A 23,598-nucleotide genomic window follows, 5' to 3' on the forward strand; every position below is an offset into this window, starting at 1 on the left:
CCTGATAATCGCGGGCGGAACATGGTGCAAGCAAAGCCATCCCTGATGCGCAGAACCGTCGCCCGGGGTGCCCGGGCGACGCGCAACGGCTGGGCGGTGCTGCGCCACGAGGGGCCCAGCCAGTTCCAGTTCTGGCTGATCGCCCTGGCCATCGGGATCGGCGCCGGGTTCGCGGCGCTGCTGTTTCGCGTCGGTATCACGTCGTTGCAATCGATGCTTTACGGCACCCAGGATACCACCCACCTGCACAGCTTCGCCGAAACGCTGCCATGGGGCTGGATCGTGGCGATCCCGGTCGCCGGGGGGCTGGCGGTGGGGGTGATCCTGCACCGCTTCACCGGCGACGGGCGGGTGCGGTCGGTCGCCGACGTGATCGAGGGCGCGGCGATGCATGACGGCCGCGTCGAGAAGCGCGAGGGGCTGGCCAGCGCGGCAGCCTCGCTGATCACGCTGTCCACGGGGGGCTCGTCGGGGCGCGAGGGGCCGGTGGTGCACATGGCCGGGGTGATCGCGACATGGGTCAGCGACCGGATCAATGCCAACGGGATCGATGGGCGTGATCTGCTGGGCTGCGCGGTGGCGGCGGCGGTGTCGGCCAGTTTCAATGCGCCCATTGCCGGGGCGCTGTTCGCGCTCGAGGTGGTGCTGCGGCATTTCGCGCTGCACGCCTTTGCCCCGATCGTGATCGCCAGCGTCGCGGGAACGGTGATCAGCCGCCTTGCCCTGGGCGATGTGACCGAGTTCACCCTTCCGGGGGGCAGTGCGTTGCAGTTCTATGTCGAACTGCCTGCCTTCCTGCTTCTGGGGCTGGTGTGCGGGCTGGTGGCCACGGTGCTGATGCGGGCGATCTTCGCGGTCGAGCAGGCCGGCAACATGGTCCAGGTGCGGCTACGGGTGCCGCGTTGGCTGCGGCCGGCGATGTCGGGGCTGGTGCTGGGCATCATCGCGACACAGTTCCCGCACATCATCGGCGTGGGCTACGAGACGACGTCGGCGGCGCTGACCGGGCAGCTTGTTCTGCACGAGGCGGTGGTCTTTGCCATGGTCAAGACGGCCGCGGTGGCGATCACCTTCGGCGGGCGCATGGGCGGCGGGGTTTTCTCGCCGTCGCTGATGGTCGGCGCGCTTACCGGGCTGGCCTTCGGCCTGATCGCGACCGGTTTCGCCCCGACCGTGTCGGGGGCGGCCACGCTTTATGCCCTGGCGGGTATGGGCGCGGTGGCGGCGGCGGTCCTGGGGGCGCCGATTTCGACGACGCTGATCGTGTTCGAGATGACCGGCGACTGGCAGACCGGGCTGGCGGTGATGGTGGCGGTGTCGATGTCGACCGCGCTCAGTTCGCGGCTGGTAAAGCGATCGTTCTTCCTGACCCAACTGGAAGAGCGCCACCTGCACCTTGCGGCCGGGCCGCAAACCTACCTGCTGGCGATGTTTCGCGCCGGCGGCGTCATGCGCGCGCCCGATGCGCCCGGCGCCGCCGATCAGGCAGAGTGCTGGCGGATGGTCGAGGCGGGCAACTACATCGGCGAGAACGCCACGCTGGAGAACGCGATGCCGGTTTTCGAGCGCACCGGCGCCGAGTTCATCCCGGTGCTGCGCACCGATGGCCCGGACGCCGCGCCCGAACTGGCCGGTGCGCTGTTTCATGTCGATGCGCTGAAGGTTTACAATCGCGCGTTGGCGGCAACAGCCGCGGAAGAGCACAGCTAGTGATCGCCATCTGACACAAGATACCCCATGGATGCTGGGCATCGGACCCTTGTCCGGCATCCGTGAGCGAGACGGTCAAATGACGGGGTCGAGCCCTTTGCGCCGGATCAGGCCGGCGCGGTATTGGCAGCGCGTGGCCGGTTGCGGACGTTGAGGCGTGGCGCCAATGCGCGGAACAAAGGCGCGGAACGCGCCGCCGCGCAGCGCCCGACCGCCCCCTCGGGCGGGCGCTTTTGCAGCGTATCAAGCTGATGATAACGCGGATGTATTTGGCCGGCACAAAGTGCGCGACACAAGTGTTGCAGCGCCCACCCGGCGGTCGGGCACCGCGCGGCACATCAGCCGGTCGCCCAATGTCCGCAACAGGCCATCTTGACCACTTCCCAAACCGAACCGAGCGCCCGCTTCGCCGCGCTGACCGGACCTCGGCGAATCGTGCGGCGAAGGTCCGTGACGGCGCACCAGCGGCAGATCGGGAACTTTTTGTCAGATGGTGAACCATGGGGCGCCGTGTCGCTCATCCCGCAGTAGTCTGGCCGGTCAAGGGGGCGATTGGGGTATTCCGACCGGGGCCCGTGGTCACACTTGTTCGACGGTCACGAAATCCGATGGCTGGAAGGCGAGGTAACCCTTGATGCGGGCGGCATCCTCGGTCGGTTCCTCGTAGGACCACGCGACATCTTCCAGCGTGCGGCTCTTGGTCACGATCGAGAAGTAGCTGGCATCGCCCTTCCAGGGGCAATGCGTGCGGTGATCGCTGTCGTCGAGAAAGGCCATGGCGATATCGTCGCGGGGAAAGTAGATCACCGGTCGCAGGCCTTCCTCATCCAGTTCCAGAGCGTTGCGGGACTCGCCCAGCACCGCGCCCCCGGCCCGCACCACCCAGGTGCCTTCGGCCTTCCTTACCCTGATCTTTCCGGTCATGCTTTCCCTCCCCCGTGTTCATATTCTGCCTTTGCGTTATGACAGAGTGATGTCACAGCGGCGCCGTCGCGTCCAGCAGCCAGGCCCGCGCGGCCGGTGACAGCCGCTCCGAGAGCGCCGCGCGGCATTGCGCATGATAGGCGTCGAGCCACGCACGTTCTTCCTCTGCCAGCATCTCCGGCACGATCAGGCGCCGGTCGATGGGCACCAGGGTCAGGGTTTCGAAATCCAGCATCTCGCGCGCATCGCCGCCCGGCAGCGGCGCGGCCTCGCGCACCGCAATCAGGTTTTCGATGCGGATGCCAAAGGCACCCTCGCGGTAGTATCCCGGCTCGTTCGACACGATCATCCCCGGCTTCAGCGGCTGGTCCGACAGGCGGCTGATGCGCTGCGGTCCCTCGTGCACGCACAGGTAGGCGCCCACGCCATGCCCCGTCCCATGATCGTAATCCTGCCCGGCCAACCACAGCGGTGCGCGGGCGATGGCGTCGATATGCGCCCCGGTCGCGCCGGGGGGGAAGCGCAGACGCGACAGCGCGATCATGCCGCGCAACACGCGCGTGAAGGCCGTGCGCCGGGATTCGTCGGGGGTGCCCACGGGCAGGGTGCGGGTGATGTCGGTGGTGCCGTCAAGGTATTGCCCGCCACTGTCGAGCACCACCAGGTCGCCCGCCTGCAATGCGCGGTTGCTGCTGCGGGTGACGTGGTAATGTATCACTGCGCCGTTGGGCCCGCTGCCGGCGATGGTGTCAAAACTGATGTCGCGTAGCGCGTCGGTGTCGCGGCGGCACTGTTCCAGCCGGGTGACGAGGTCGATCTCGGTCAGGCGCGTGGCGTCCTGGCCATCGTACCAGCACAGGAATTCGACCACCGCCGCGCCGTCGCGCAGGTGCGCGGCGCGGGCGCCGGCGATTTCGGCCGAGTTCTTGCACGCCTTGGGTAGAACGCAGGGGTCGGTGGCCTCGGCGATGGCGATCGCGGCCTCCTGCAATTGTGCCCCGACCTGTACGGGGCAGCTTGCCGGGTCGATGCGCACCGGCCCCTGAAGGCTGCGCAGCGCGGCGCCGAAGGCGGTGTCGGGGCGCAGCGTCACCTGCTCGCCCAGATGCGCGCGCAGTGCATCGTTGCACTTGGCCGGAGCAGCGAAAAGGGTGGCACGCCCGCTGTCGTGCAGGATGGCGAAGCAATGCGGGACCGGGTTGCGGGGGATGTCGCTGCCGCGGATGTTGAACAGCCAGGCGATCGAGTCGGGCAGGGTCAGCACCGCGGCCCGTTGCCCGGCGTTGCGCAACGCTGCGGCAAGGCGGCTACGCTTGTCGGTCTGGGCTTCGCCGGCCAACTTCTCGGGGTAGGGGGCGATGGCGCCCTGCGGCGGTGGTGGCTGGTCGTGCCAGATGCCATCGACAAGCGCCGGTGTCGGCCTGAGCGTGATGCCCGTGCCCTCAAGCCCGGTCGCCAGTTTGCGCATCGTCTCGACCGTGTGCAGCCACGGGTCGAACCCGACCACGCCGCCATCGGGCAACGCGCCGCGCAGCCAGTCGTGCAATGCCGTTTCCGGCCACGGCACCGGGGTGAAATGATTGGTTGTAACCTGCGCCTTGATCTGTGTGCGGTAGCGACCGTCGATGAACACGCCGGCCGCGTCCATCAGCACCGCGCAGAACCCGGCCGAACCGGTGAACCCGGTCAGCCATGCCAAACGCTCGTCATGGGGGGCGACATATTCGCCCTGGTGCGCGTCGGCGCGCGGCACCAGGTAGCCCGCCAGCCCTTCGTGGCGCATGACCTCGCGCAGCGCCGCCAGGCGCGGCGGGCCCTGCGCGGGGCGGGCGGTTTCGTCGAATGATTGCAGCATATTATTACGAACTAGCCTGCCGGTCTGCCCGCGTCCACCCATTCTTGCATCGCTTCAAGCCGCTCGAATGTCGGATATTCCTTGATGTCTTCCTCAGAATACCCTTGTTTCATTTTTGTTTCGTATTCCCATTCACTGAACGTCGCATAGTCAGTCAACAATCGCGACGGTCCGGGTGCAGCACAACCTGTTTGCTGCCGCAGCCAATATCGCACTTTCTTTATTGCGCGGTCATATTTTCCGCCATGCGTTTCGATATCGCAGCCTGACAGGTCAGAAATCGCCGCTTGGAATCTGAACGGCTTTTCTTCGAGGATCAGGAATCTTTTCTCTTCACGCCGGTCGCCAAAATAGCTGCGGCAACCCCAGTCCATGCCCAACTCGAATGGCATGTTCAAACGAAAAAACTCTCCCTTCTGGCTAGCTTGGCAGCGACTTAGATCATGAATGGAGTATTTGCTTTCTTCGATCAGTTCACGGATCTTGTCGAGCCGCGTTTCACCAGAGTCATGGCGCTCTGTGGCGAGACGAGGTTTGAAACCCAGCAGCACAGTGGCAAACAGCACCGCTTGCAAGATCGGCGCATATTCCTTGTCAAACGGGCAGTTGATGAAGACGTTCTGATCGAAACTCAATGCTATCCCTTTGGCGGGTATGGGTCCTGTCCAAAAGTATCGCGTTCACGAATGCGACCGTCACGACCATGAATATAAAGTTCTCCGCCTTCGGAACGGGCTCTTTCCCGCGCCGAGTCAATTGCTTCTTTCTGCGTTGAATATACCTTGCTTGCGCGGGAAGCCCCCGCGCGACGAACGCTCCAGCGGCCATCGCTCGGCACGACGTGCAGACCCTTAGACGACATGTTCGACCTCCATTTCAGGCGGTGAGTATAGGTTGAAAACCTCGCTTCGGAAAGAAGCATTTCCGCGGTCACATCGCCTTCTTCAACCCCAGGAACCGCGCCCGCGCCCGCGGGTCGTGGTCGAACAGCGCGGCGAGCTGCTCGGTCATCGCGCCGGCCAGTTGATCCACATCGGTGATGGTGACCGCGTGCTGGTAATAGCGGGTGACATCGTGGCCGATGCCGATGGCGATCAATTCCACCTGGCGGCGCCGCTCGACCATGGTGATCACGTCGCGCAAGTGCTTTTCCAGGTAATTGGCCGGGTTCGCCGACAGGGTCGAATCGTCCACCGGGGCGCCATCGGAAATCACCATAAGCACCTTGCGCGCCTCGGGGCGGGTCACCATCCGCCGATGCGCCCATTCCAGTGCCTCGCCGTCGATGTTTTCCTTGAGCAAGCCTTCCTTCATCATCAGGCCGAGGTTGTTGCGGGTGCGTCGCCAGGGCGCGTCGGCGCCCTTGTAGATGATGTGGCGCAGATCGTTGAGCCGCCCCGGCGTTGCCGGGCGCCCGTCGGCCAGCCATTTCTCGCGCGCCAGTCCGCCCTTCCACGCCCGGGTGGTGAAGCCCAGGATCTCGACCTTGACGTCGCAACGCTCCAGCGTGCGCGCCAGAACGTCGGCGCAGATCGCGGCGATGGAAATCGGCCGCCCCCGCATCGAGCCGGAATTGTCCAGCAGCAGCGTTACCACCGTGTCCTTGAACTCGGTGTCCTTTTCGACCTTGAAGCTCAGCGGCGTGGTCGGGTTGGCCACCACCCGCGCCAGGCGTCCGGCGTCGAGGATACCCTCCTCCATGTCGAACTGCCAGCTGCGGTTCTGTTGCGCCTGAAGACGGCGCTGCAACTTGTTGGCCAGACGCCCGACCGCGCCCTTGAGCGGGTCGAGCTGCTGATCGAGGTAAGCGCGCAGGCGTTCCAGTTCGACCGGTTCGGCCAGGTCCTCGGCGCGGATCTGCTCGTCGTGGCTGTTGTCGAAGACCCTGTAGTCGGGGTCGGCTTCCGATGCGGACGGCGGCGGGGGGGGCTCTGCCGGCGCGTCGCCCTCGGGCAGTTCGGCCTCCTCGTCCATTTCTTCGTCGGCCAACTCGTCGGCGCTTACCTGCGCCTGCGCGGCGTCCTGCTCTTCTTCCTGGCTTTGCTCGGGGGTGGCCTCGTTTTCCTCGTCGGCCTCATCCTCGCCGGCGCTGTCGGGCTCTTCCTGGTCCTCGGCGTTGTCGTCTGCGTCGTCGTCGTTTTCGTCGGGCTGGTCGGGGTCGTCGCCCAACTGGTCGCCGTAACCCAGGTCTTCGATCACGCGGCGGGCCAGCCGCGCGAACTCGGTCTGGTCGGCCAGCTTGTCGTTCAGCTCGTCCAGGCTGGCACCGGCCTCCTGCTCGATGAAGCCGCGCCACATCTCCAGCGCATTCTCGGCCGCCGGCGGCAGGTCGCGCCCGGTGGCCAGTTGCCGGATCATGTACCCCGCTGCGGTCGCCAGCGGCACGTCCGAGGTCTGGGTCACGCGGTCGTAGCCCAGGCGTTGCGCCTCGTGGTCGATGCGCGCGTCGATATTGCCGGCGGTGCCGGGCATGTCGCGCGCGCCCATGGCTTCGCAGCGGGCGGTCTCCATCGCGGTGTACAGATCGCGCGCCATGTCGCCCGGGGGGGTATAGCGGGCGGCGATGCCCTCGTCGTGATAGCGGCGGTACATGGCCAGGGCGTCGGCGGTGCCGCGCGCCTGTAGTACCTCGTCGCGGCTCATCCGGCGGCTGACCTGCGGCAGGCGCATCGCCTCGCCCGACAGACCCGCCGGATCGACCGAGTAACTGACCGTCAGGTCGGGGTCGTGCGACATCACCTTGGTCGCCTCGGCCAGCGCCTTCTTGAACGGGTCGGCGGGGTTGTCGCTTTTCTGAACCATCAGGTCCTCACTTCGCGGTGCGCGCGGCGCGGGAAACTCGGGCCGGTGTCTTTCTCTCTCCCGAAATATCCCCGCCGGAGGCATGCGCGCCCGGAACGGGCGCAAAACCTGCGAGGCGCCGCGGGCGCCTCACATCATCGTCACGTCAGGGCTTGCGAGGCAGCCGATTCGGGCAATTCCTCGTCAAAGCAGCGCTGGTAGAACTCGGCCACGGTCTGGCGTTCCAGCTCGTCGCACTTGTTGAGGAACGAGACCCGGAAGGCATAACCGACGGAGCGAAATATCTCGGCGTTCTCGGCCCAGGTGATCACCGTGCGCGGGCTCATCAGCGTTGACAAGTCGCCGTTCATGAACGCGGTGCGCGTCAGTGCGGCCAGCGTGACCATCTGGCTGACGATCTTGCGGCCCTTCTCGGTGTTGTAATGCGGGTTCTTGGCCAGCACGATGGCGGTTTCGGCGTCGTGGCTGAGATAGTTCAGCGTCGCGACAAGGCTCCAGCGGTCCATCTGGGCCTGGTTGATCTGCTGGGTGCCGTGGTAAAGCCCCGTCGTGTCGCCCAGGCCCACCGTGTTGGCGGTGGCGAAGAGGCGGAAACAGGGGTGCGGGGTGATGATCTCGTTCTGGTCCAGCAGCGTCAGCTTGCCGTCCGATTCCAGCACCCGCTGGATCACGAACATCACGTCGGCGCGCCCGGCGTCGTATTCGTCGAAGACGATCGCGGCGGGGTTGCGCAGCGCCCACGGCAGGATTCCTTCCTGGAACTCGGTCACCTGCTTGCCATCGCGCAGCTTGATCGCGTCCTTGCCGATCAGGTCGATGCGGCTGATGTGGCTGTCGAGGTTGACGCGCACGCAGGGCCAGTTGAGCCGCGCGGCGACCTGTTCGATATGGGTCGATTTGCCGGTGCCGTGATAGCCCTGGATCATCACCCGGCGATTGTGGCTGAAGCCCGCAAGAATCGCCAGCGTGGTGTCGGGGTCGAACTTGTAGGTGCTGTCGACATCGGGCACGCGCTCGCTGCGGTCGGCGAAGCCCCTGACCGTCATGTCGGTGTCGATGCCGAAGACGTCGCGCACCGAAATCGGTTCGGTGGGCCTTGCGTTGATATCCATGGTGCCGTCCGCCATTGTTGTGTTCGTCCTTTCGTCGCCGGCTGCTTCGCCTTCCGGGGTGTCGTGCAATATATTGCGGGCAAGGGCAAGGGGAAGGGCGGCCGGAGCCGGGCCGCCGTGCCACCGCGCGCAAGCCTTGGCCGGGTCCGCGCCATGGGCTAGCATGTGTACGAGGCGGGCAGTGGCGAGGATGAATGGCAACCCCCGAAGACATCGAGATGCTGCTTGCGCGGCTGGCGGTCGGAGATCGCGCGGCCCTTGACGGGCTCTATCGACTCACCTCGGCGAAACTTTTTGGCATCTGCCTTCGTGTCTTGTCCAACCGGGCCGAAGCCGAGGACGCGCTGCAGGAGGTATATGTCAAGATATGGCGCGGCGCGGGGCGCTACCGGGCCAACGGGCTCAGCCCGATGACCTGGCTGATCACGGTGGCGCGCAACCACTGCATTGACCGTCTGCGCGCCCGGCGCGCGGCATCCGAGGGGCTTGAAACGGCGGCCGAGCAGCCCGACGCGGCCCCCGGCCCCGAGGCGTTGGCGATCCGCTCGTCCGAGCGTGCGCGCTTGCTCGACTGCCTCGAAGAGTTGCCCGAGGCTCGCGCGGCGGCGGTGCGTCTGGCCTATCTTCAGGGCGAAACCTACGCCGATCTGGCGGCCCGGTTCGAGGTGCCGCTGAACACGATGCGAACATGGCTGCGCCGCAGCCTCTTGACCCTCAGGGAGTGCCTTTCGCGATGAGTGGCCAGACCGATCCCGACGACGACCGCGTGCTGGCGGGCGAGTATGCCCTCGGCCTGCTGTCGCCCGAGGAGGCCCGTGCCTTCGAGGCCCGCATGCAGACCGATCCGGGCCTGCGCGCGGCCTATGCCGGCTGGGCCGAGGACATGGCCGCGCTCACCGATGACATCGACGAGGTCGCGCCGCCCCACGACATGCCCGACCGTATCGCCGAGGCGATCGACGGACCGACCCGCAAACCCGGCCTGTTGTCGAAGCTGGGGTTGAGCTGGATCGTGCCGGGCGCGGTTCTGGCCAGCCTGCTGGCTTTCTTCGTGGTGTCCAACGATCTGCTGGTGCCCGATGGGGACGTGCCGTCGTTGCGCGCCGAGATCGCCGCGCCCGATGACAGCCTGCGGGTCACGGCCGCCTATGACGGCGCGCGCGGGCAGTTGCGCATTACCCGCGCCGCCGGGCAGGCGCGCCCCGGTCGGGCGCTGGAGCTGTGGCTGATCGTTGGCGAGGCGGCGCCGGTGTCGCTGGGCGTGCTGCCCGAGGGCCGCGAGGCGGCGCTTGCCATTCCCGCGGAGATGACCCGGAAACTGCCCGGCGCGGTGCTGGCGATCAGCGACGAGCCGCCCGGCGGCTCGCCCACCGGGGCGCCGACGGGCGATGTGCTGGCGACGGGGCAGGTGGTGCGGCAGGGTGCGTGACGGCGGGGGCCTCAGCCGGGGCCGCGGCGGATCACGAACACATGTTCGGGCGCGGTTGGCGCGGTGTCGGTCGTGGCGCTGTCAAGCAGCGTGTGCCCGGCCTCGGCGCAGAAATGCGGCACGTCCACCACCGCGGCCGGATCGGTGGCGACAAGGCGCAGCACCGCGCCGGGCGTCATGGCCAGCAAGCGCTTGCGCGCCCTGAGCACCGGCAGCGGGCACAGCAGCCCGCGCGCATCGACCTCGTCATCCCACGTCATGGGCGCGGTATAGATCGCGGCGGGGCCGCCGCAAACCGGTTTCGCGCGTGGTCTCTTGCGGCGCCGGTCGCGTTGGCCGATAACCGCAAGCGACGGCCAAGAGGAAAGACGGCATGATCATCGGGCATATCGGGGCGCGCAAGGGGTCCAAGGGCGTTCCCGGCAAGAACTTTCGCGATCTGGCCGGAAAGCCGCTGATCGACTGGGCGCTGGACCAGCTTTTTGGCTGTGCGCGCATCGATCTGGTCGTCGTGTCCACGGACGACCCGGAAATCCACGCCCACGCCGTGGCGCGGGGCGCGCTGGACATCGGTCTGCGGCCTGCGCATCTGGCCACCGACACCGCCGCGAAGTGGGATGTGTGGCAGCACGCGCTGGCGCAGGTCGAGGCACGCACCGACGCGGGCCCGCGCGCCTTTGTCGATCTGGATTGCACCGCGCCGCTGCGCCTGCCGCAGGATGTCGAAGGCGCGCTGGACCTGTTCGCGGCGCAGGCGCCGGACATGGTGATGTCGTGCTGCGAATCCCGCAAGAACCCCTATTTCAACATGGTCGAGCCCGACGAGACCGGCGCGTTGCACATCTCCAAGCCGCTGCCCGGTGCGGTGGTGGCGCGCCAGCAGGCGCCGGTGGTGTATGACCATGTCGGCGTGGTCTACGTGCTGGCGCCCGATTACCTGCGCCGCGCGCGGGGGCTCTATGACGGGCGGGTGATTCCCTATGTCGTGCCCAATGAACGGGGCCTGGACGTGGATTCGCCGCTGGACTGGGAAATCGTCGAGTTTCTGTTCCAGCGCCAGATCCGGCTGGGGCAGCGCTAGCGCGCGCCCTGCTGCGCGGCGATCAGCCGCGGAACCGCCGCGAGCGTTTTGTCGACGGCGCCGGAATGGGCGCGGAAGAACCGTTCGATCCGCTCTGGTGGGACATCCCAGACAGCGCCGGGGGCCAGCGCGCGGGTGAGCGCGTCGCCATCCTCCAGCGACTTGAGAACCCCGGCGGCGATGGCCTCCCGAGCAGGGTACTCGATCGTCCAGACATGCGGGCCGACCAGCACCGGCTTGCACAGCGCCAGCGCCTCGGACACGTTATGCGCGCCCTTGGGGTGAAAGCCGCCGCCGACGATCACCTGGTCGGCCATGGCGAGGTAGAAATACATCTCGCCCATCGAATCGCCCAGCAGCAGGTCGACCTCCGGCGCCGTGCCCGCCGGGGCCAGGTCGGGGCCAAGTACGGCGCTGCGCCGGGCCAGCCGCAGCCCGGCATCCGACAGGATATCCGCGACGGTGTCGAAGCGTTCCGGCGCCCGCGGGACATAGACGAAAAAGGGCCGCGCCGCGCCGGCCGCGTCATGCGCGGCGAGGGTGTCGGCGATGGTGCGGGCGTAAAGCGCGTCTTCGCCCTCGATCGCGCTGGCGATGGTAATGACGGGCCGCGCCGCGGCGCCCAGCCATTGGCGCACATGCGGGGCGGCGGCAGTCTGCTCCGGCGGGATCGACTGCTCGAACCGCATCTCGCCGGTGATGGCGACGTTGTGCTGGCCGAGTTCCCGAAACCGCGCCGCCTGCAATTCGGATTTCACCATCACCCCGGCAAAGCCGCGCACCAGTTCGCCGCGCAGCGGGTGTTTCGTCCGGTCACGCTCGAACGTGCGGGTCGGATACTGGCCGTTGCACAGCATCAGAGGAACGCCCGCGCGCCGCGCCGCAATGATCATGCCGGGCCAGAACTCGATTTCCATCACCAGCCCGTATTTCGGCCGGAAGGCGCGGAAGAAGCGGCGGTAGGGGCGCGGATCGTCGAAAGGCACGTAGCAGGCGCTCAGCGTGCCAATTTCGATCTCGGGGCCAAAGACGCGGCGCGCCTCGCGCAGGCCGGCGGGTGTGAAGTGGGTGGTCACCACCCGTTCACCGCGTGCCAGCAGCGCCCGGATCAGCGGCACCGCCGAGCGCAGCTCGCCCAGCGACACGGCGTGAATCCAGACGTGCGGTGCGTTGCGGCGGCGGTGCAGGCCGAAGCGCTGACCCAGATGCGCGGCATATAGCCGGTCGCGCCGCGCGCGCCACAGCAGGTAGCCCAGCACCAGCGGCAGGCCCAGCACCCAGAACACGCGGTAGGCCATCAGGGCGCGGCGCAGGCGGGGCGAGGGGAAGGGCGGCGGGGTCATCGGCGCGGCTCGGGTAGGGACGGGACAAGCTGCGCGAGCTGATCGCACAGATCGTCGATGCGGTCCACGCCGCGCGCGACAAGCGCCTGCGCCCGCCCGGCCATGGTGGCGGTTTCGGGGGCCCCGAGCGCGGCGGCGAGCGCCGGGGCGTCGGTGACTTCCTGCGCCGCGTCCGCTGCGTGCAATGCGGCGAAATCGGCGGCGAAATTGGCCACGTGCGGGCCGTGCAGGATGGCCGCGCCAAGCTGCGCGGCCTCCCACGGGTTGTGACCCTCGACCGGGCTGGTGGTGCCGCCGATGAACGCCGCCGGTGCCAGCCGGTACCACAGGCCCATCTCGCCGAACGTGTCGGCGATGTAGACCTGCGCCCCCGCGTCGGGGATGGAGTTCGCGCTGCGCTGTTGCGCGACCATTCCCGCGTCGGTGCAGATGCGGGCGATGTCGGCGCCGCGGGCCGGGTCGCGCGGCGCCACGATCAACAGCGCGGCGGGGTCCTGGCCCAACCGCGCGCGCTGTGCGGTCAGCGCCAGTGGCTCGTCGGGGGGATGGGTCGAGGCGGCCAGCCAGACGGGACGGCCGCCGATCGCGCGGCGCAAAGCATCGAGCGCGCCCGCGTCCGCCGCCAACGGCGGCGCCGCGGGTTTGAACGAGCCGTCCACCTGCACATTTCCGGCACCCAACCGGGCAAGATGCGCGGCGGTGCGCTCGTCCTGCGCCGAAATCAGCGCGAAGCGCTTGTAAAGATCGCGGTAAAGCCATGCCGCCCGTGCCCGTGCCCGGTAGGCGCGCGCGTTCATCCGTGCCCCCACCATTGCCAGCGGGATGCCGCGCCGCGCCGCGCGCCAGGTCAGCCCCGGCCACAGGTCCTGCTCGGCCCAGACGCACAGGTCGGGGTGCCAGTGATCGAGGAACCGCCGCGCCGCGCCGGGCGTGTCGAGCGGCAGGAACTGGTGGCGACAGCCGGGCGGCATGTTGGCGGCCAGAACCTCGGCCGAGGCGCGGGTGGTCGAGGTGATGAGAACCTGTACATCCGGGCGCCGGGCGCGCAGGCGGGCGACCAGCGCGCGCAGCGCCAGCACCTCGCCCAGGCCCACGGCGTGCATCCATACCAGCGGCCCCTCCGGGCGCGGCGCCGACGCATGCCCCAGCTTCTCGCGCCAGCGATCGGGCAGTTCCTTGCCGCGCGCCAGTCGTCGGCGCAACACCAGCGGGGCAAGCGGCGGCAGGGCCAGCGCGCTCAGCCCCAGATAGGCGGCCAGCGCCGGGCCCGGCGCGCGCGCGGGGCGGGGGTGCTCAGTCAAGGTCGTGGAACTCTTTCTGCAGCCCACGCGCCCAGAAGGCCGGGTCGTCCAGCACTTCGACGAAGCGGTCGGCGGCGCGGCCCTCGCCAAAGCCCGCGTCGGGCGGGTGGCGCCGGCCCCATTCGCGCGCCAGGAAGGCGGCGATGGCGTCCGCGTCATCGGCCGCGCAGGCGTGGATCGAGCCGCTTGTCGCGCGGTTGGTCTGGCGCGTGCCGATGTCGAGGCTGGGCACGCCCAGGAACGGCGCCTCGCGCACCCCGGCCGAGGAATTGCCGACGACGCAGGCGGCGTTCTTCATCAGTTCGGAGAAATGCGCGAAGCGCATCGACGGCAGCACCCGGAACCGCCCTGACGGCAGGGCGCGGATGACATCCAGGATCGCCTCGGCGCCGGGGTCGTTGTTGGGCAGGATGACCACGAAATCGCGGCCCGAGCGTTCGAGCGCGGCAAAAAACGCCGCCGCCTGCGCGCCCATGGTGCCTTGTTCCGAGGTGACGGGGTGGAAGGTGCAGATGCCGTAGTCGTCGAAGGGGATTTCGTAGCGCGCGCGCACCTCTTTCATTGTCACCCCCGAAGGCCCGGCGTGGAAATCCAGCTCGGGCGAGCCGATGACATGGATCGCCGCGCGCGCCTCGCCAAGTGCCATGACCCGGCGCGCGGCGCGTTCGGAACTGACGAAATGGTGGCTGGCCAGCTTGGTGTTGCAGTGGCGGAACATCTCGTCGATGGTGCCCGACACCTCGCCGCCCTCGACATGGGCGCAGCGGATGTAGTTGGTGGCGCAGACCAGTGCGCAGGCCAGCGCCTCGACCCGGTCGCCATGCACGACCACCAGGTCGGGGCGATGTTCGGCCACGTAATCCGAAAAGCCCAGCACCGTCTTGGCCAGCACGGTATCCTGCGCGTCCTCGATACGCTGGTTGAGAAATTCGTGCACGGCCACGCCGGCCATGCGGTGGACCTCGAGCTTGGTCAGCCCGTAGCGTTCCAGCATGTGCATGCCGGTGACGAAGAAGGTCACGTCATAACCCGCATCGCGCGCCCGCGCGGCGAGCGGCTCCAGCTTGCCGAAATCGGCCCGCGCGCCGGTGACGAAGAGGATGCGTCTGCTCATGGCCTCTCATCGCGCAAAAATGCCCCTCCGGCAAGCACCGGGGCAGCAGGGCGCGGCGCACCAGGACGCGCGGCGCTGCATTGCGCCCGCGCGCCGGGCTGTGTAACAGACGCGGCCAGGAGGGCCGTGGCCATGATTTACCTCGCCGAGCGCAAGCTGTTGTTCGTCAAGCCCAAGAAGGTGGCCGGCACCAGCGTGGAAATCGCGCTGTCATGCAATGCCGGGGCGGGTGACATCGTCACGCCGCTCATTCCCGGCGACGAGGCGGTGCGCCACAACGCCGGTGGGCGTTTCCCGGTCAACTGGGCGTGGCTCAAGGGGACGGAGACGGCCTATCGTCGCAAGTTCGACCATTACCTTGAGACCGGCGAGATACCGCCGCGGGTGTTCGGGCTGCGGCGCGGCAAGCTCTATTCCAAGTGGCAGGCGCGTTACTACAACCACATCACCCCGGCAACGATCGCCCGGCGGGCCCCGCGCAGGTTTCTTGACGGCGTGACCATGGTGACGGTGGTCCGCGACCCTTACGAGCAGCTTGTGTCCTATGCCTGGCACCTGTCCAGGGGCCGGAGCGCGCCCTTTGACGAGATGCTGGAACGGGTGCTGGAGATGGCGCCGATCAACGATGCCTACCTGTTCGGCCCGCGCCGGCCCGACATCGTGCTGCGCTACGAGACCCTGCGCGAGGACCTGGCCGACCTGGAACGGCGCTTCGATCTGGATCTGGTGGGCAACCTGCCCTTCACCAAGCACAAGGTGCGCGGCGACCGCCGCCCGGCGCGCGAGACGCTCGGCGATGCGCACAAGGCGCGCTGCTACGAGAAATACCGCCGCACCTTCGAGATGTTCGGTTACCCGGCCTGAACCGGCGGCAACTCGCGCGCATATCCCAGCAGGTCGAAATCGCGGGCGTAGATGCTGCGCACCATATCCAGCGTGGTGGCGTCGTAATAGCTTTGGAACGGGCGTTTGTCCGATTTGGCCCTGGTGCGGTTGATGTGGCGCAACTCGGCGCCGTCCAGCCCCAGGTCGGCCTTGAGCGTGGCGAAATCCTTGCTCAGCGTTTCGAACCGCATGATCCGGTTCACCGCGATGCGGCCGCGCGCATCGAGCAGGAACCAGCTCTGATCCGGCTGGCGTGCGAAGAAGGTGTCGTTCCAGAACGGGCGCCGGGCGCGGTAGTCGAGGTATTGCTCGAAGCTCATCGCGGCGATCTTGTCGGCGACGCTGGGAATTCGGAATTCCTTCATGAACTCGAAATGCGACACCGCGTGATCGAACGGGTTGCGCACCACGGTAAAGCTGTGGAAGCCGTCATAGACCTCGCGCCCCAGCTTGGCGATGATCCGCGCGGCCGGGTCGTGCTTGCGCAGGTAGGCGCGGCCCGGCGCCTCGCGCACGGGTAGCCGGCGCATGACCGACCGCCACAGCGTGCGTTGCGGGTTGGCCGAAAACGGCGCAAGCGCCGTCATCAGCGCGGTGCCGGCGGTCTTGGGCACATGCACGAAGATGAAATTGTGGCTGGTCGACAGGATCATGTCGGGCCTTTCCGGGCTGGGCGCGTGTGGGGGGCGTCAATCCGACAGATCGGACCACTTCAGTTGCTGGTTGCGAGTCACCGCGCGCGTAAGGCGGCGGCCCACGACCTTGTCGAACTCGAACCCCGGTATTTCGCCCGATCCGGGGCGGCGGGCCCAGATATCGGCCTCGGTGATGACGTGGCCGGCGGGCAGGTCGGCCTCGGCCACCACGGAGGCGCGGGCGAAGCGGTAGACGTCTTCCTCGGGGCCGGTGCGTTGCTTGTCGTTATTCGCCGCGATCCAGATTTCGCGCGCGCGGTCGACCATCAGGCGCAGTTCGGCGGGGTCCATCGAACAGCTTATGTCGGGCCCGGCGCGGTAGCGTGTGTCGGTGAAGTGCCGCTCCAGCACGCAAGCGCCAAGCGCGACGCTGGCCAGCGCCATTTCCGGGCCGATGGAGTGGTCGGAAAACCCCACCACCGCGTTCGGGAATGCCGCGCGCAGGTCGGTCACACCCTTGAGCGACACGATTTCCGGCGGGCTGGGGTAGAGGTTGGTGCATTCCAGCAGCGCGTACTCGATGCCCGCGGCATCGAGAATGGCGACGCTGGCGCGCAGGCTGTCGATGCTCTGCATGCCGGTGGACATGATCACGGGCCGCCCCTTGGCGGCGATATGGCGGATCAGCGGCAGGTTGTCGGCCTCGCCCGAGCCGATCTTGAACGCCGGCACGTCCAGCGCCTCGAGCCGGTCGGCGGCGGCGCGCGAGAACGGCGTCGAGATGTAGATCAGCCCCAGCGATTCGGCGTGCGCCTTGAGTGCCGCCTCGTCCGGGCCTGAGAGCGCGCAGCGTGCCATGACCTCCCAGATCGAGACATCGGCATTGGGCGGGAATATCGCCTTGGCCTCCTCGGTCATCTCGTCCTCGACGACATGGGTCTGGTGCTTGACGCATTCGCAGCCCGCCGCGGCGGCGAGGCTGACCATCCGCTTGGCCACCGCCAGGTCGCCGCCATGGTTGATGCCGATCTCGGCGATGACCAGTGGCGGGTGACCGGGGCCGATGTCGCGATGAGCAATCTTCATGGCGTCTGCTCCTTCTTGGTGGTGACGTCGCGGCCGCGGGCGCGCTTGGGCAGTTTCCAGCGTTTGTGCAACCAGAACCATTGATCCATGTGGGCGCGCACCTGTGCCTCGAGGCTGTCGTTGAGCGCCTGTGTCATCGTCTCGGCGTCGCTGTGGGGCAGCGGCGCCTCGAGCACCACATCGAAGGTCATGCCATCGGGGCGACGGATGGCATAGCACGGGATCAGCGCCGCGTCGTATTTCAGCGCCAGGTCCGCCGCCGACAGCGCCGTCCAGGCGGTGCGCCCGAAGAACCGCAGCGGCGCGCCCTTGCCCATGCGCTGGTCGATCAGGATGGCCAGCGTGCCGCCGCCGCGCAGAAAGCGCATCATTTCCGCCAGCCCGCGGCGGCCGCGTTCGAAGAGCGGCGTGCCGATGCGTGAAATCGTGGCCACGTAGTGCGCGTTGAAGCGGCGGTTGTTCATGGCGCGGTAAAGCCCGCCGATGCGGTGGCCGCGATGCAGCAGCCCGGCGCGGATCGCATCGTAATTGCCGAAATGTCCCGACACCAGGATCGCCGGGCGCCCGTGGTGCTGCGCCCGTTCCAGCGCCGCAAGGCCGGGGCCGGTGATCTGTGTGCGCCGGGCGATGGCCAGGAATTCGTCGGGCGAGTACAGCTCGGTCACCGTGCGACCGATGTTGCGCGGCACCTCGCGCACCAGTCGCGCCTTTTCCGCCTCATCCAGATCCGGCATCACCAGCTCCAGGTTGGCGCGGATGCGGCGGCGATATCCGGCCACCGGCGCAATGATATGGGCGAAGACCCAGCCGCCAAAGGGTACGCGCCAGCGATAGGGGATGCGGTGCAGCAGCCACACCGTGGCGCGGATCAGCGCATTCTCGACCCAGTGGCGCAGCGCCCGCAGCCGGCGGCCGACGGGGCCACGGTTGCGCTTGCGTCCGCGCCGGGGGCGTTTCGAAGTATCGGCCTTGGTCATGCTGCCTTGTCGGTCTCCGGGCTTGGCTCCGGCCCCGTCTATTGCCGAAAATCGCCGCGATGGAAAGAACCGGGCGCGAGATTTCCCTCCCCAAAAGGGCGCGCGGGGGGAGGGCGGTCAGTAGTCGCGCTCCAGGAATACGCCCAGGCCGGTGTCGCCCTCTGACCCGAGACGCCCGCGCACGGTGATGTTCCGACTGACATCGAGGTTGATATTGATCTCGGTGCGGCCCTGGGTATCGACCACCACGTTGGTATAGATATTTTCCGAAATGTACTTGCCCGCCCGTGCCTGCGCCTGGCCGTTCGCGTCGGTGGTCAGGTCGAGGTTGTCGAGCCCCGCGCCGCTGCGCAGGCGTTCGGATACCCCTGCGCCGCCCTGCCCGGACAAAGTGCGCAGCGCATTGGCCAGTCGCAACGCCTGCAGCGGCGAGATATCGGTGACGCCGCGCCCGAACAACAGCAGCGACAGCACCTCGTCGCGCGGCAATTCGGGGCGGGATGTCAGCTCCAGCTCGGGCGAAGATGCCGGGCCGCTGATGCCGATGCGCACATCGGTGCTGTCGACGCGGCTCTGGGCGGTGAAACGGATGAACGGGTCGAAGGCGCCCCGCAGACTGATCAGCCCCTGGCTCAGTTCCAGGCGCCGGCCGAGGATTTCGAGCCGCCCGCGTATCAGGTTGAACCGCCCTTGCGGGATCAGATCGGCGGTGGTGCCGGTCAGGCGGATCTGCCCGCCCAGTTCGGCATCCATCCCGCGGCCGCGCACGAAGATGCGCGCCGGGGCCCGTATCAGCAGGTCGACCGGGTACGCAGGCCCGGCGGCGCGTGGGGACGCGCCGGCGTTGCCGGCGATCCCGGCCCGTACGCGGGTGCGATGGACGTCGGCGGGTTCGCCCACATGGCGCAGGCCGGGCAGGTCGCCATAGCTGGGACCGCTGGTTTCGGGCACGCGCATCTCGACCTCGCCCAGCGTGATTTGCCCGCCGATGCGCGCGCCGCCGGCCAGCGGGCCGCGTATGGTCAGGTTGCCGTCGGCCGTGGTCCTGAAAAGCCCCGGCTCGCTGATCTTTGCCCGGCGCAGGTCCAGTGCGAGGTCTGCGTCGAACGGTGGCCCCAGAGTCACCGGGCCCGAAAGCCGCACCCGCCCGCCGCTGGAAAGCGCCGAGGTCACGTCCAGGTCGGCACGCCCCTGTGCCAGCCGTGCTTGCCCATCTATCTGGCCAAGCGCGAGACGCAGGTCGGGCAGGGTCAGCCGCGCGCCCTCGGTCGAAATTGTCCCCGACAACGCCGCCAGGCCGGGTGCCCCGTCAAGCCTCAGGTCGAACCGCGCCGTGCCCGATAATCTGCGCGGACGGATCTGCGCGTTGGCCAACGCCAGCGGTGCCTGCCCGGTGATTGCCAGATCGGCGCGCGATGCGTCCTGTGCGGCAGTGCCTTCGGCGCGCATCTGCGTGCCGCCGGGCCCCGTGGCATCGACCGTCAGTGACCACGGACCGCCGGTGTGGTCGGCGGTGATCGTTGCGCTTGCCGGCCCGCGGAACCCGTCGGCCAGCAGCCCCAGGTCCGACAGCCGGGCCGAAAGCTGCGCTTGCCCGCGAGCGGCCCCCAGATGCGCGCGCCCGTCGAGGCGCAGCGCCGGGTTGGACATCTCCAGCGCCTCCAGCGTCGTGCCATCGGTATCGCGGAGCGCATCAACCGACAACGTGGTGGTGCCGCGTAGCAGCGGGTCGAGGGTGGCGTCACCGATGGCGATGTCGCGCGTCTCGCCGTCGAGCGTCAGGTCGAAGCCGCCGGAAACAGGCTGGATCGTGCCGCGCAGCGCGATATCGGCGCGGCCGCGCAACGGCCGCCCGACGAGAGCGTCGAAACGCGACAGGTCTTGCGCCTGGGCGCGCAGGTCGGTGTCGGCCGACAGGTCCACCGTTCCTTCGACGCCGCGCAATGTCATGTCGCCCGACAGTTCATAGTCGCTGCCCGCCAGCGCCAGCCCCGTCAGCCTGAGCGGGGAGCCTGGCGACCAGTCCGCCCGCGCCGTGGCGCGCAGGTCGGGGCCGAGCGCGCGCGCCAGTGCCGGATCGGACGGGGCCAGCCCCGACAGCCGCGCCTTCAAGTCCACTTCGGCCAGCCCCGGCGTGCTCTGCAACCCACGGCGCAGCAGACCGGTCGCGGTCAGCGTGGCTTCGGCCAGCGACAGGTCGGGGCGGTCAATGCTTCGCGCGCTGATTTCGGCATCGAGTCTGTCGTTCCTGTCGGCATCGAAATCGAGCGAGATCTTCGCGCCCTCGATCGTGGTGCGCGGCCCCGCCAGCGGCAGCAGCACGGGCGCGCCATCGGGGGCGGCGATTTGTCCGGTCAGCGCCAGCCGCTCGGGCCATCCGTCGGCGGCGATCCGGCCCGCGCCGCGCAGGGAAATGGCGCGCGCATGCAGCGCCAGCCGGTCGAGCGTGAACGCCCCGTCGCCATGATGCGCCCCTGCAACCCGAAGCGTGATGTCGGGGCCGAAAAAGGCGCGGTAGTCGGGCGCGAAAAGCGGCGCGATGTCGCCGCCGATATCCAGCGCGAAAGCTTGTGGAACCGGGCCGGCCGCGTCGGTCGCTGTCTGCGCCTGCTTGTCGCCGCCCAGTGTGAGGGTGCCCGCAAGCCGCTCTTGCCCCGAGGTGGCGAGCGTGATCTGCGCCGTGTAGTCGCTTATCGGCCCGGTGCCCTTGGCGCTGAGCGCCACCGCGGGCTGGCCGGGTATATTCAGCAGGGTGGCCGCAATGCCACTCGCTGCCTCGTGCGCATCGAGGTCCAGCGACAGAACCCGGTCGTCGTTGGAATAGGCAGCGTCAAGCCGCAGTACCCCTTCGCGCCCGTCGATGCGTTTGAGCGACAGATTGGCCTGTCCCGTCCCGCCTTCGAGCGACAGCGCGGCCTTGAGCGCGACCACCGCCCGCTGGCCCAGAACGGCCTTGCCGAGGGTGACCTTGTCGGCCGACAATTCGCCGATCTTTACCGAAACCGGCAACTCGGGCAGCGCAAAGGGCGCGCGCGCCTGCGGATCGGGTGGTGTGGGCGCGGCCGGCAGCGGCGGGCGCGTCAGCGTGATCGACTTGGCGCTGAGTGCGGTCACGTCCAGCCGCCCGCCCAGCAGCGCGGTGCGACTCCATTCCAGCTCGGCTTCCTTTATTGTCAGCCATGTGCCTTCGGGGTCGGAAAAGGTGATCGTCTCGACCGTGGCGTGCGAACTCAGCGCGCCCTCGAACCCGATCACCCGCACCCGGCGCTCCGGTGCCGACAGGGCATCTTCGAGAACACCTTCCAAAAAGCTGCGCCCGTCGCGCGGCCCGGCCGTATCGGCCGCGTCATCCTGTGCGCGGGCGGCAAGGGGCATCGCCGCGAGCAGCGCCGCCAGCACCAAGGCGATCATGCGTGGTATCATCAACCGTGTCTGCCTCATCAGAACGCCTGCCCGATGCCGATGTAGATCTGCATGCCGTCGCCGGTGCGCCCTTCGACCGGCGCCGCCAGGTCCAGCCGCAGCGGCCCCACCGGCGTGTCATAGCGCAGGCCCAGCCCCGCCCCGGCGTGCCAGTCGCCCGACCCGGCGAAGCTGCCGTCGGCGCCGATATAGCCCGCGTCGGCAAAGCCGACCACGCCGATCTTGCCGCTCAGCCCGAGGCGTAACTCGGCCGACACCCCCGCGAAGGAGCGCCCGCCGGTTTGTCCTCCGCCGGCCTGCGGGACGCCCAGCGATTGGTAGGGCTGGCCGCGCACCGTGCCGCCGCCGCCGGAATAGAACTGCATCCTCGGCGGCGTGTCGTCGAGCGCCGGCCCGACCACCGTGCCAAGCTGAAGGCGCCCGGCCAGCACGGTGCGATCGCGGGCGCCAAACGCGCGGTAGGCGCGGGCGTCGGCCACCAGTCGCGCGCCGGCACCGCTGCCGCCGCTCACCCGGACAAAGGGCTCGGCTTCAAGCGACAGGTAGGTGCCCGCCTTGGGCGAAAGCGTATCGTCGCGCCTGTCCCACAACAGGGTGCCGGGCAGGCTGACCAGGGTGAAGTTGCGCCGGCCCAGGGCATCGTTGACCTCGGAATAGCTGACATCGAGGCCAAGCTCGCCGCTCAGCGTGTCGCTGAAACGCCGGGTTATGCCGCCGCCCAGGCTGACTTCGCGGGTGGTATACTCGGGCTCGTGCAGGTCCTCGGCATCGGCATGCAGGAACAGGCCGGTATCGGGCCCCAGGATCGCCGGCTTGTCCAGGCGCACGCCAAGCTCGATATCCGCGCCGCCGCTTTCGCCGCCGATCCCGCCGATTACCCCTTCGAGGCGCAGCCGCTCGGCCCCGCCCATCAGATTGCGATGCACCCAGTAGCTCGACAGGCGCAGCCCCTCCAGCGACGACAACTCGGCCCCCGCGCCGATGCGACGGGGTTTTTCATCGACCACGGTCGCGGTGATGTCGAGCCGATCATCGGCGCGCGGCGCGTCCGCCTCGCGCAGGACGACCGACCGGAACGCACTGGTGCTGCGCAGACGCTTGGCTGCGGTTTCGACGGCGTCGGGCGTGAAAACCGTGCCTTCCGGCAGCCCGGCGATGGCCCGGATGCGCTCGGCGCGCACGGCGCTGCCGGGGGTGACGACAAGACGTCCAAAGCGCAGGCGCGGCCCCGGGGCCAGCCGGATACGTGCCGAAAGCCGGGCGCTTGGGTGGTCGGCGGTGACCTGTTGCGCGGCGATCCGGGTCTTGGCGTGCCCGGTGGCGCGCCAGTCCCCGACGGCCTGGCGGATGGCCCCGCGCAGGGCCGCGGCGCGCGCGGGTTCGCCGCGGCGCGCGTCCTCGGGCAGGGCCGAGCCGGGTGCGCGCGGTGCAATGCGAACCTCGCCGAAACGGAACCGCGGGCCGGGGTCTATGGTGATGTCGACCTGTTCGATGCGCGGCGGCGGCGACAGTGGCGGGATGCGCGCGGCCTCTTGCCCGTCGATACGGATCGAGACCGTGCCGCCGTAATGCCCGGTGCCGTAAAGCACTTCCACCAGCCCGGCGTAATCGGCCAGTGCCGCCGAGATCAGGTCTTGCGGGTCTGTGCGCCCGTCCCGGCGCGCGGAAAAAAGCGTCGAGGTCGCTTTGAGCGCGGGCTCCAGTTGTGCGCCCTCTTCCGGCGTCGCGCCCACCAGCGACAGGCGCAACCGTTCCAGCGCCATGCCCGGCCCGGCCCATGCCAGCGCCAGCAGCAGGACCAGGTTACCGAGGCCGAATTTGCGATACGCGGCGGTCATACCCGTTGCCCTGTTTCTCGGCGCACGCATTCGCGGGCGCGCCGACTCGTCACACCCCATGAGTAAGGATAGCGCGATCCGGA

The 23,598-nt window shown here is 68.5% G+C and carries 20 protein-coding genes; 5 read left to right on the forward strand and 15 right to left on the reverse strand.

The features are described 5' to 3' along the window. Positions 1–21: 21 nt before the first annotated feature. On the forward strand, positions 22–1,710 hold the full coding sequence (locus tag Q0L89_RS07265) for a chloride channel protein (RefSeq protein ID WP_296763491.1): 1,689 nt from the start codon (positions 22–24) through the stop codon (positions 1,708–1,710). A 579-nt stretch (positions 1,711–2,289) separates the two neighbouring features. Here the strand turns inward: Q0L89_RS07265 and Q0L89_RS07270 are convergent. From Q0L89_RS07270 to cobS, 6 genes are all read right to left on the reverse strand, one after another. Then, on the reverse strand, positions 2,290–2,634 hold the full coding sequence (locus Q0L89_RS07270) for a DUF427 domain-containing protein (RefSeq protein WP_296763492.1): 345 nt from the start codon (positions 2,632–2,634) through the stop codon (positions 2,290–2,292). A 52-nt stretch (positions 2,635–2,686) separates the two neighbouring features. Beyond that, a complete protein-coding gene (locus Q0L89_RS07275) occupies positions 2,687–4,489 on the reverse strand; it encodes an aminopeptidase P family protein (RefSeq protein WP_296763493.1) in 1,803 nt (600 codons plus the stop codon). 11 nt (positions 4,490–4,500) lie between these two features. Next, positions 4,501–5,124, reverse strand: coding sequence for a hypothetical protein (locus Q0L89_RS07280; protein WP_296763494.1), 624 nt, complete (start codon positions 5,122–5,124; stop codon positions 4,501–4,503). Between the two features lie 2 nt (positions 5,125–5,126). After that, entirely contained in the window at positions 5,127–5,411 is a 285-nt protein-coding gene (locus Q0L89_RS07285) for a DUF2188 domain-containing protein (RefSeq protein ID WP_366937903.1), read from the reverse strand. A gap of 8 nt (positions 5,412–5,419) precedes the next feature. Continuing rightward, complete coding sequence (gene cobT / locus Q0L89_RS07290; protein WP_296763495.1) at positions 5,420–7,291, reverse strand: cobaltochelatase subunit CobT; 1,872 nt, start codon at positions 7,289–7,291, stop codon at positions 5,420–5,422. A 140-nt stretch (positions 7,292–7,431) separates the two neighbouring features. Further along, positions 7,432–8,418 (reverse strand): cobaltochelatase subunit CobS, encoded by a 987-nt coding sequence (cobS, locus tag Q0L89_RS07295; RefSeq protein WP_296763496.1) that lies wholly within the window; start codon positions 8,416–8,418, stop codon positions 7,432–7,434. Positions 8,419–8,597: 179 nt separating this feature from the next. On the opposite strand from cobS, the gene Q0L89_RS07300 reads away from it, so the two are divergent. Both Q0L89_RS07300 and Q0L89_RS07305 read left to right on the forward strand, forming a co-directional pair. Beyond that, positions 8,598–9,140, forward strand: a complete 543-nt coding sequence (locus Q0L89_RS07300; RefSeq protein ID WP_296763497.1) for a sigma-70 family RNA polymerase sigma factor — start codon at positions 8,598–8,600, stop codon at positions 9,138–9,140. Continuing rightward, positions 9,137–9,832 carry an anti-sigma factor gene (locus tag Q0L89_RS07305; protein WP_296763498.1) on the forward strand — a complete coding sequence of 232 codons (696 nt, stop codon included), beginning with the start codon at positions 9,137–9,139 and terminating at the stop codon, positions 9,830–9,832. The genes Q0L89_RS07300 and Q0L89_RS07305 overlap by 4 nt, the downstream gene beginning before the upstream one ends. An 11-nt stretch (positions 9,833–9,843) precedes the next feature. Here the strand turns inward: Q0L89_RS07305 and Q0L89_RS07310 are convergent, their stop codons facing one another. Beyond that, a complete protein-coding gene (locus Q0L89_RS07310) occupies positions 9,844–10,092 on the reverse strand; it encodes a sulfurtransferase TusA family protein (protein WP_296763499.1) in 249 nt (82 codons plus the stop codon). 113 nt (positions 10,093–10,205) lie between these two features. Here Q0L89_RS07310 and Q0L89_RS07315 point away from each other — a divergent pair, with 113 nt between their 5' ends. Further along, positions 10,206–10,913: an acylneuraminate cytidylyltransferase family protein gene (locus Q0L89_RS07315; protein ID WP_296763500.1), complete on the forward strand. Its 708-nt coding sequence runs from the start codon at positions 10,206–10,208 to the stop codon at positions 10,911–10,913. Here Q0L89_RS07315 and Q0L89_RS07320 read toward each other — a convergent pair. Genes Q0L89_RS07320 through neuC form a run of 3 tightly spaced genes read right to left on the reverse strand, consistent with a single transcriptional unit; the run spans position 10,910 to position 14,671 of the window. Next, positions 10,910–12,256, reverse strand: coding sequence for a glycosyltransferase N-terminal domain-containing protein (locus Q0L89_RS07320; protein WP_296763501.1), 1,347 nt, complete (start codon positions 12,254–12,256; stop codon positions 10,910–10,912). The two genes, Q0L89_RS07315 and Q0L89_RS07320, sit on opposite strands and share 4 nt — an antisense overlap. Further along, entirely contained in the window at positions 12,253–13,557 is a 1,305-nt protein-coding gene (locus Q0L89_RS07325; protein ID WP_296763502.1) for a glycosyltransferase N-terminal domain-containing protein, read from the reverse strand. The genes Q0L89_RS07320 and Q0L89_RS07325 overlap by 4 nt, the downstream gene beginning before the upstream one ends. Beyond that, positions 13,550–14,671: a UDP-N-acetylglucosamine 2-epimerase gene (neuC, locus tag Q0L89_RS07330; protein ID WP_296763503.1), complete on the reverse strand. Its 1,122-nt coding sequence runs from the start codon at positions 14,669–14,671 to the stop codon at positions 13,550–13,552. Before neuC ends, Q0L89_RS07325 begins: the two co-directional genes overlap by 8 nt. 132 nt (positions 14,672–14,803) lie before the next feature. On the opposite strand from neuC, the gene Q0L89_RS07335 reads away from it, so the two are divergent. Beyond that, the gene (locus Q0L89_RS07335) at positions 14,804–15,535 is read left to right on the forward strand and encodes a hypothetical protein (RefSeq protein WP_296763504.1); all 732 of its coding nucleotides are present in this window, start codon (positions 14,804–14,806) and stop codon (positions 15,533–15,535) included. Here Q0L89_RS07335 and Q0L89_RS07340 read toward each other — a convergent pair. The 5 genes from Q0L89_RS07340 to Q0L89_RS07360 form a co-directional block, all read right to left on the reverse strand. Next, positions 15,523–16,209: a sulfotransferase family 2 domain-containing protein gene (locus tag Q0L89_RS07340; protein ID WP_296763505.1), complete on the reverse strand. Its 687-nt coding sequence runs from the start codon at positions 16,207–16,209 to the stop codon at positions 15,523–15,525. The two genes, Q0L89_RS07335 and Q0L89_RS07340, sit on opposite strands and share 13 nt — an antisense overlap. A 36-nt stretch (positions 16,210–16,245) precedes the next feature. After that, positions 16,246–17,277, reverse strand: coding sequence for an N-acetylneuraminate synthase family protein (locus Q0L89_RS07345; protein WP_296763506.1), 1,032 nt, complete (start codon positions 17,275–17,277; stop codon positions 16,246–16,248). Continuing rightward, positions 17,274–18,254 (reverse strand): lauroyl acyltransferase, encoded by a 981-nt coding sequence (locus Q0L89_RS07350; protein ID WP_296763507.1) that lies wholly within the window; start codon positions 18,252–18,254, stop codon positions 17,274–17,276. The genes Q0L89_RS07345 and Q0L89_RS07350 overlap by 4 nt, the downstream gene beginning before the upstream one ends. Before the next feature lie 117 nt (positions 18,255–18,371). Beyond that, entirely contained in the window at positions 18,372–21,695 is a 3,324-nt protein-coding gene (locus Q0L89_RS07355) for a translocation/assembly module TamB domain-containing protein (RefSeq protein ID WP_296763508.1), read from the reverse strand. After that, positions 21,695–23,515: an autotransporter assembly complex family protein gene (locus tag Q0L89_RS07360; protein ID WP_296763509.1), complete on the reverse strand. Its 1,821-nt coding sequence runs from the start codon at positions 23,513–23,515 to the stop codon at positions 21,695–21,697. The genes Q0L89_RS07355 and Q0L89_RS07360 overlap by 1 nt, the downstream gene beginning before the upstream one ends. Positions 23,516–23,598: the final 83 nt, after the last annotated feature.

Source organism: Sediminimonas sp., from assembly GCF_024637375.1.
Taxonomy (GTDB): Bacteria; Pseudomonadota; Alphaproteobacteria; order Rhodobacterales; family Rhodobacteraceae; genus Sediminimonas.

What these genes read in the sequence shown, in the direction of transcription:
- Q0L89_RS07265 (WP_296763491.1), top strand. Translation starts at nt 22, where the DNA reads ATGGTGCAAGCAAAGCCATCCCTGATGCGCAGAACCGTCGCCCGGGGT.
- Q0L89_RS07270 (WP_296763492.1), bottom strand. Translation starts at nt 2,634, where the DNA reads ATGACCGGAAAGATCAGGGTAAGGAAGGCCGAAGGCACCTGGGTGGTG.
- Q0L89_RS07275 (WP_296763493.1), bottom strand. Translation starts at nt 4,489, where the DNA reads ATGCTGCAATCATTCGACGAAACCGCCCGCCCCGCGCAGGGCCCGCCG.
- Q0L89_RS07285 (WP_366937903.1), bottom strand. Translation starts at nt 5,411, where the DNA reads ATGCTTCTTTCCGAAGCGAGGTTTTCAACCTATACTCACCGCCTGAAA.
- cobT (WP_296763495.1), bottom strand. Translation starts at nt 7,291, where the DNA reads ATGGTTCAGAAAAGCGACAACCCCGCCGACCCGTTCAAGAAGGCGCTG.
- cobS (WP_296763496.1), bottom strand. Translation starts at nt 8,418, where the DNA reads ATGGCGGACGGCACCATGGATATCAACGCAAGGCCCACCGAACCGATT.
- Q0L89_RS07300 (WP_296763497.1), top strand. Translation starts at nt 8,598, where the DNA reads ATGGCAACCCCCGAAGACATCGAGATGCTGCTTGCGCGGCTGGCGGTC.
- Q0L89_RS07305 (WP_296763498.1), top strand. Translation starts at nt 9,137, where the DNA reads ATGAGTGGCCAGACCGATCCCGACGACGACCGCGTGCTGGCGGGCGAG.
- Q0L89_RS07310 (WP_296763499.1), bottom strand. Translation starts at nt 10,092, where the DNA reads ATGACGTGGGATGACGAGGTCGATGCGCGCGGGCTGCTGTGCCCGCTG.
- Q0L89_RS07315 (WP_296763500.1), top strand. Translation starts at nt 10,206, where the DNA reads ATGATCATCGGGCATATCGGGGCGCGCAAGGGGTCCAAGGGCGTTCCC.
- Q0L89_RS07320 (WP_296763501.1), bottom strand. Translation starts at nt 12,256, where the DNA reads ATGACCCCGCCGCCCTTCCCCTCGCCCCGCCTGCGCCGCGCCCTGATG.
- neuC (WP_296763503.1), bottom strand. Translation starts at nt 14,671, where the DNA reads ATGAGCAGACGCATCCTCTTCGTCACCGGCGCGCGGGCCGATTTCGGC.
- Q0L89_RS07335 (WP_296763504.1), top strand. Translation starts at nt 14,804, where the DNA reads ATGATTTACCTCGCCGAGCGCAAGCTGTTGTTCGTCAAGCCCAAGAAG.
- Q0L89_RS07340 (WP_296763505.1), bottom strand. Translation starts at nt 16,209, where the DNA reads ATGATCCTGTCGACCAGCCACAATTTCATCTTCGTGCATGTGCCCAAG.
- Q0L89_RS07345 (WP_296763506.1), bottom strand. Translation starts at nt 17,277, where the DNA reads ATGAAGATTGCTCATCGCGACATCGGCCCCGGTCACCCGCCACTGGTC.
- Q0L89_RS07350 (WP_296763507.1), bottom strand. Translation starts at nt 18,254, where the DNA reads ATGACCAAGGCCGATACTTCGAAACGCCCCCGGCGCGGACGCAAGCGC.
- Q0L89_RS07355 (WP_296763508.1), bottom strand. Translation starts at nt 21,695, where the DNA reads ATGAGGCAGACACGGTTGATGATACCACGCATGATCGCCTTGGTGCTG.
- Q0L89_RS07360 (WP_296763509.1), bottom strand. Translation starts at nt 23,515, where the DNA reads ATGACCGCCGCGTATCGCAAATTCGGCCTCGGTAACCTGGTCCTGCTG.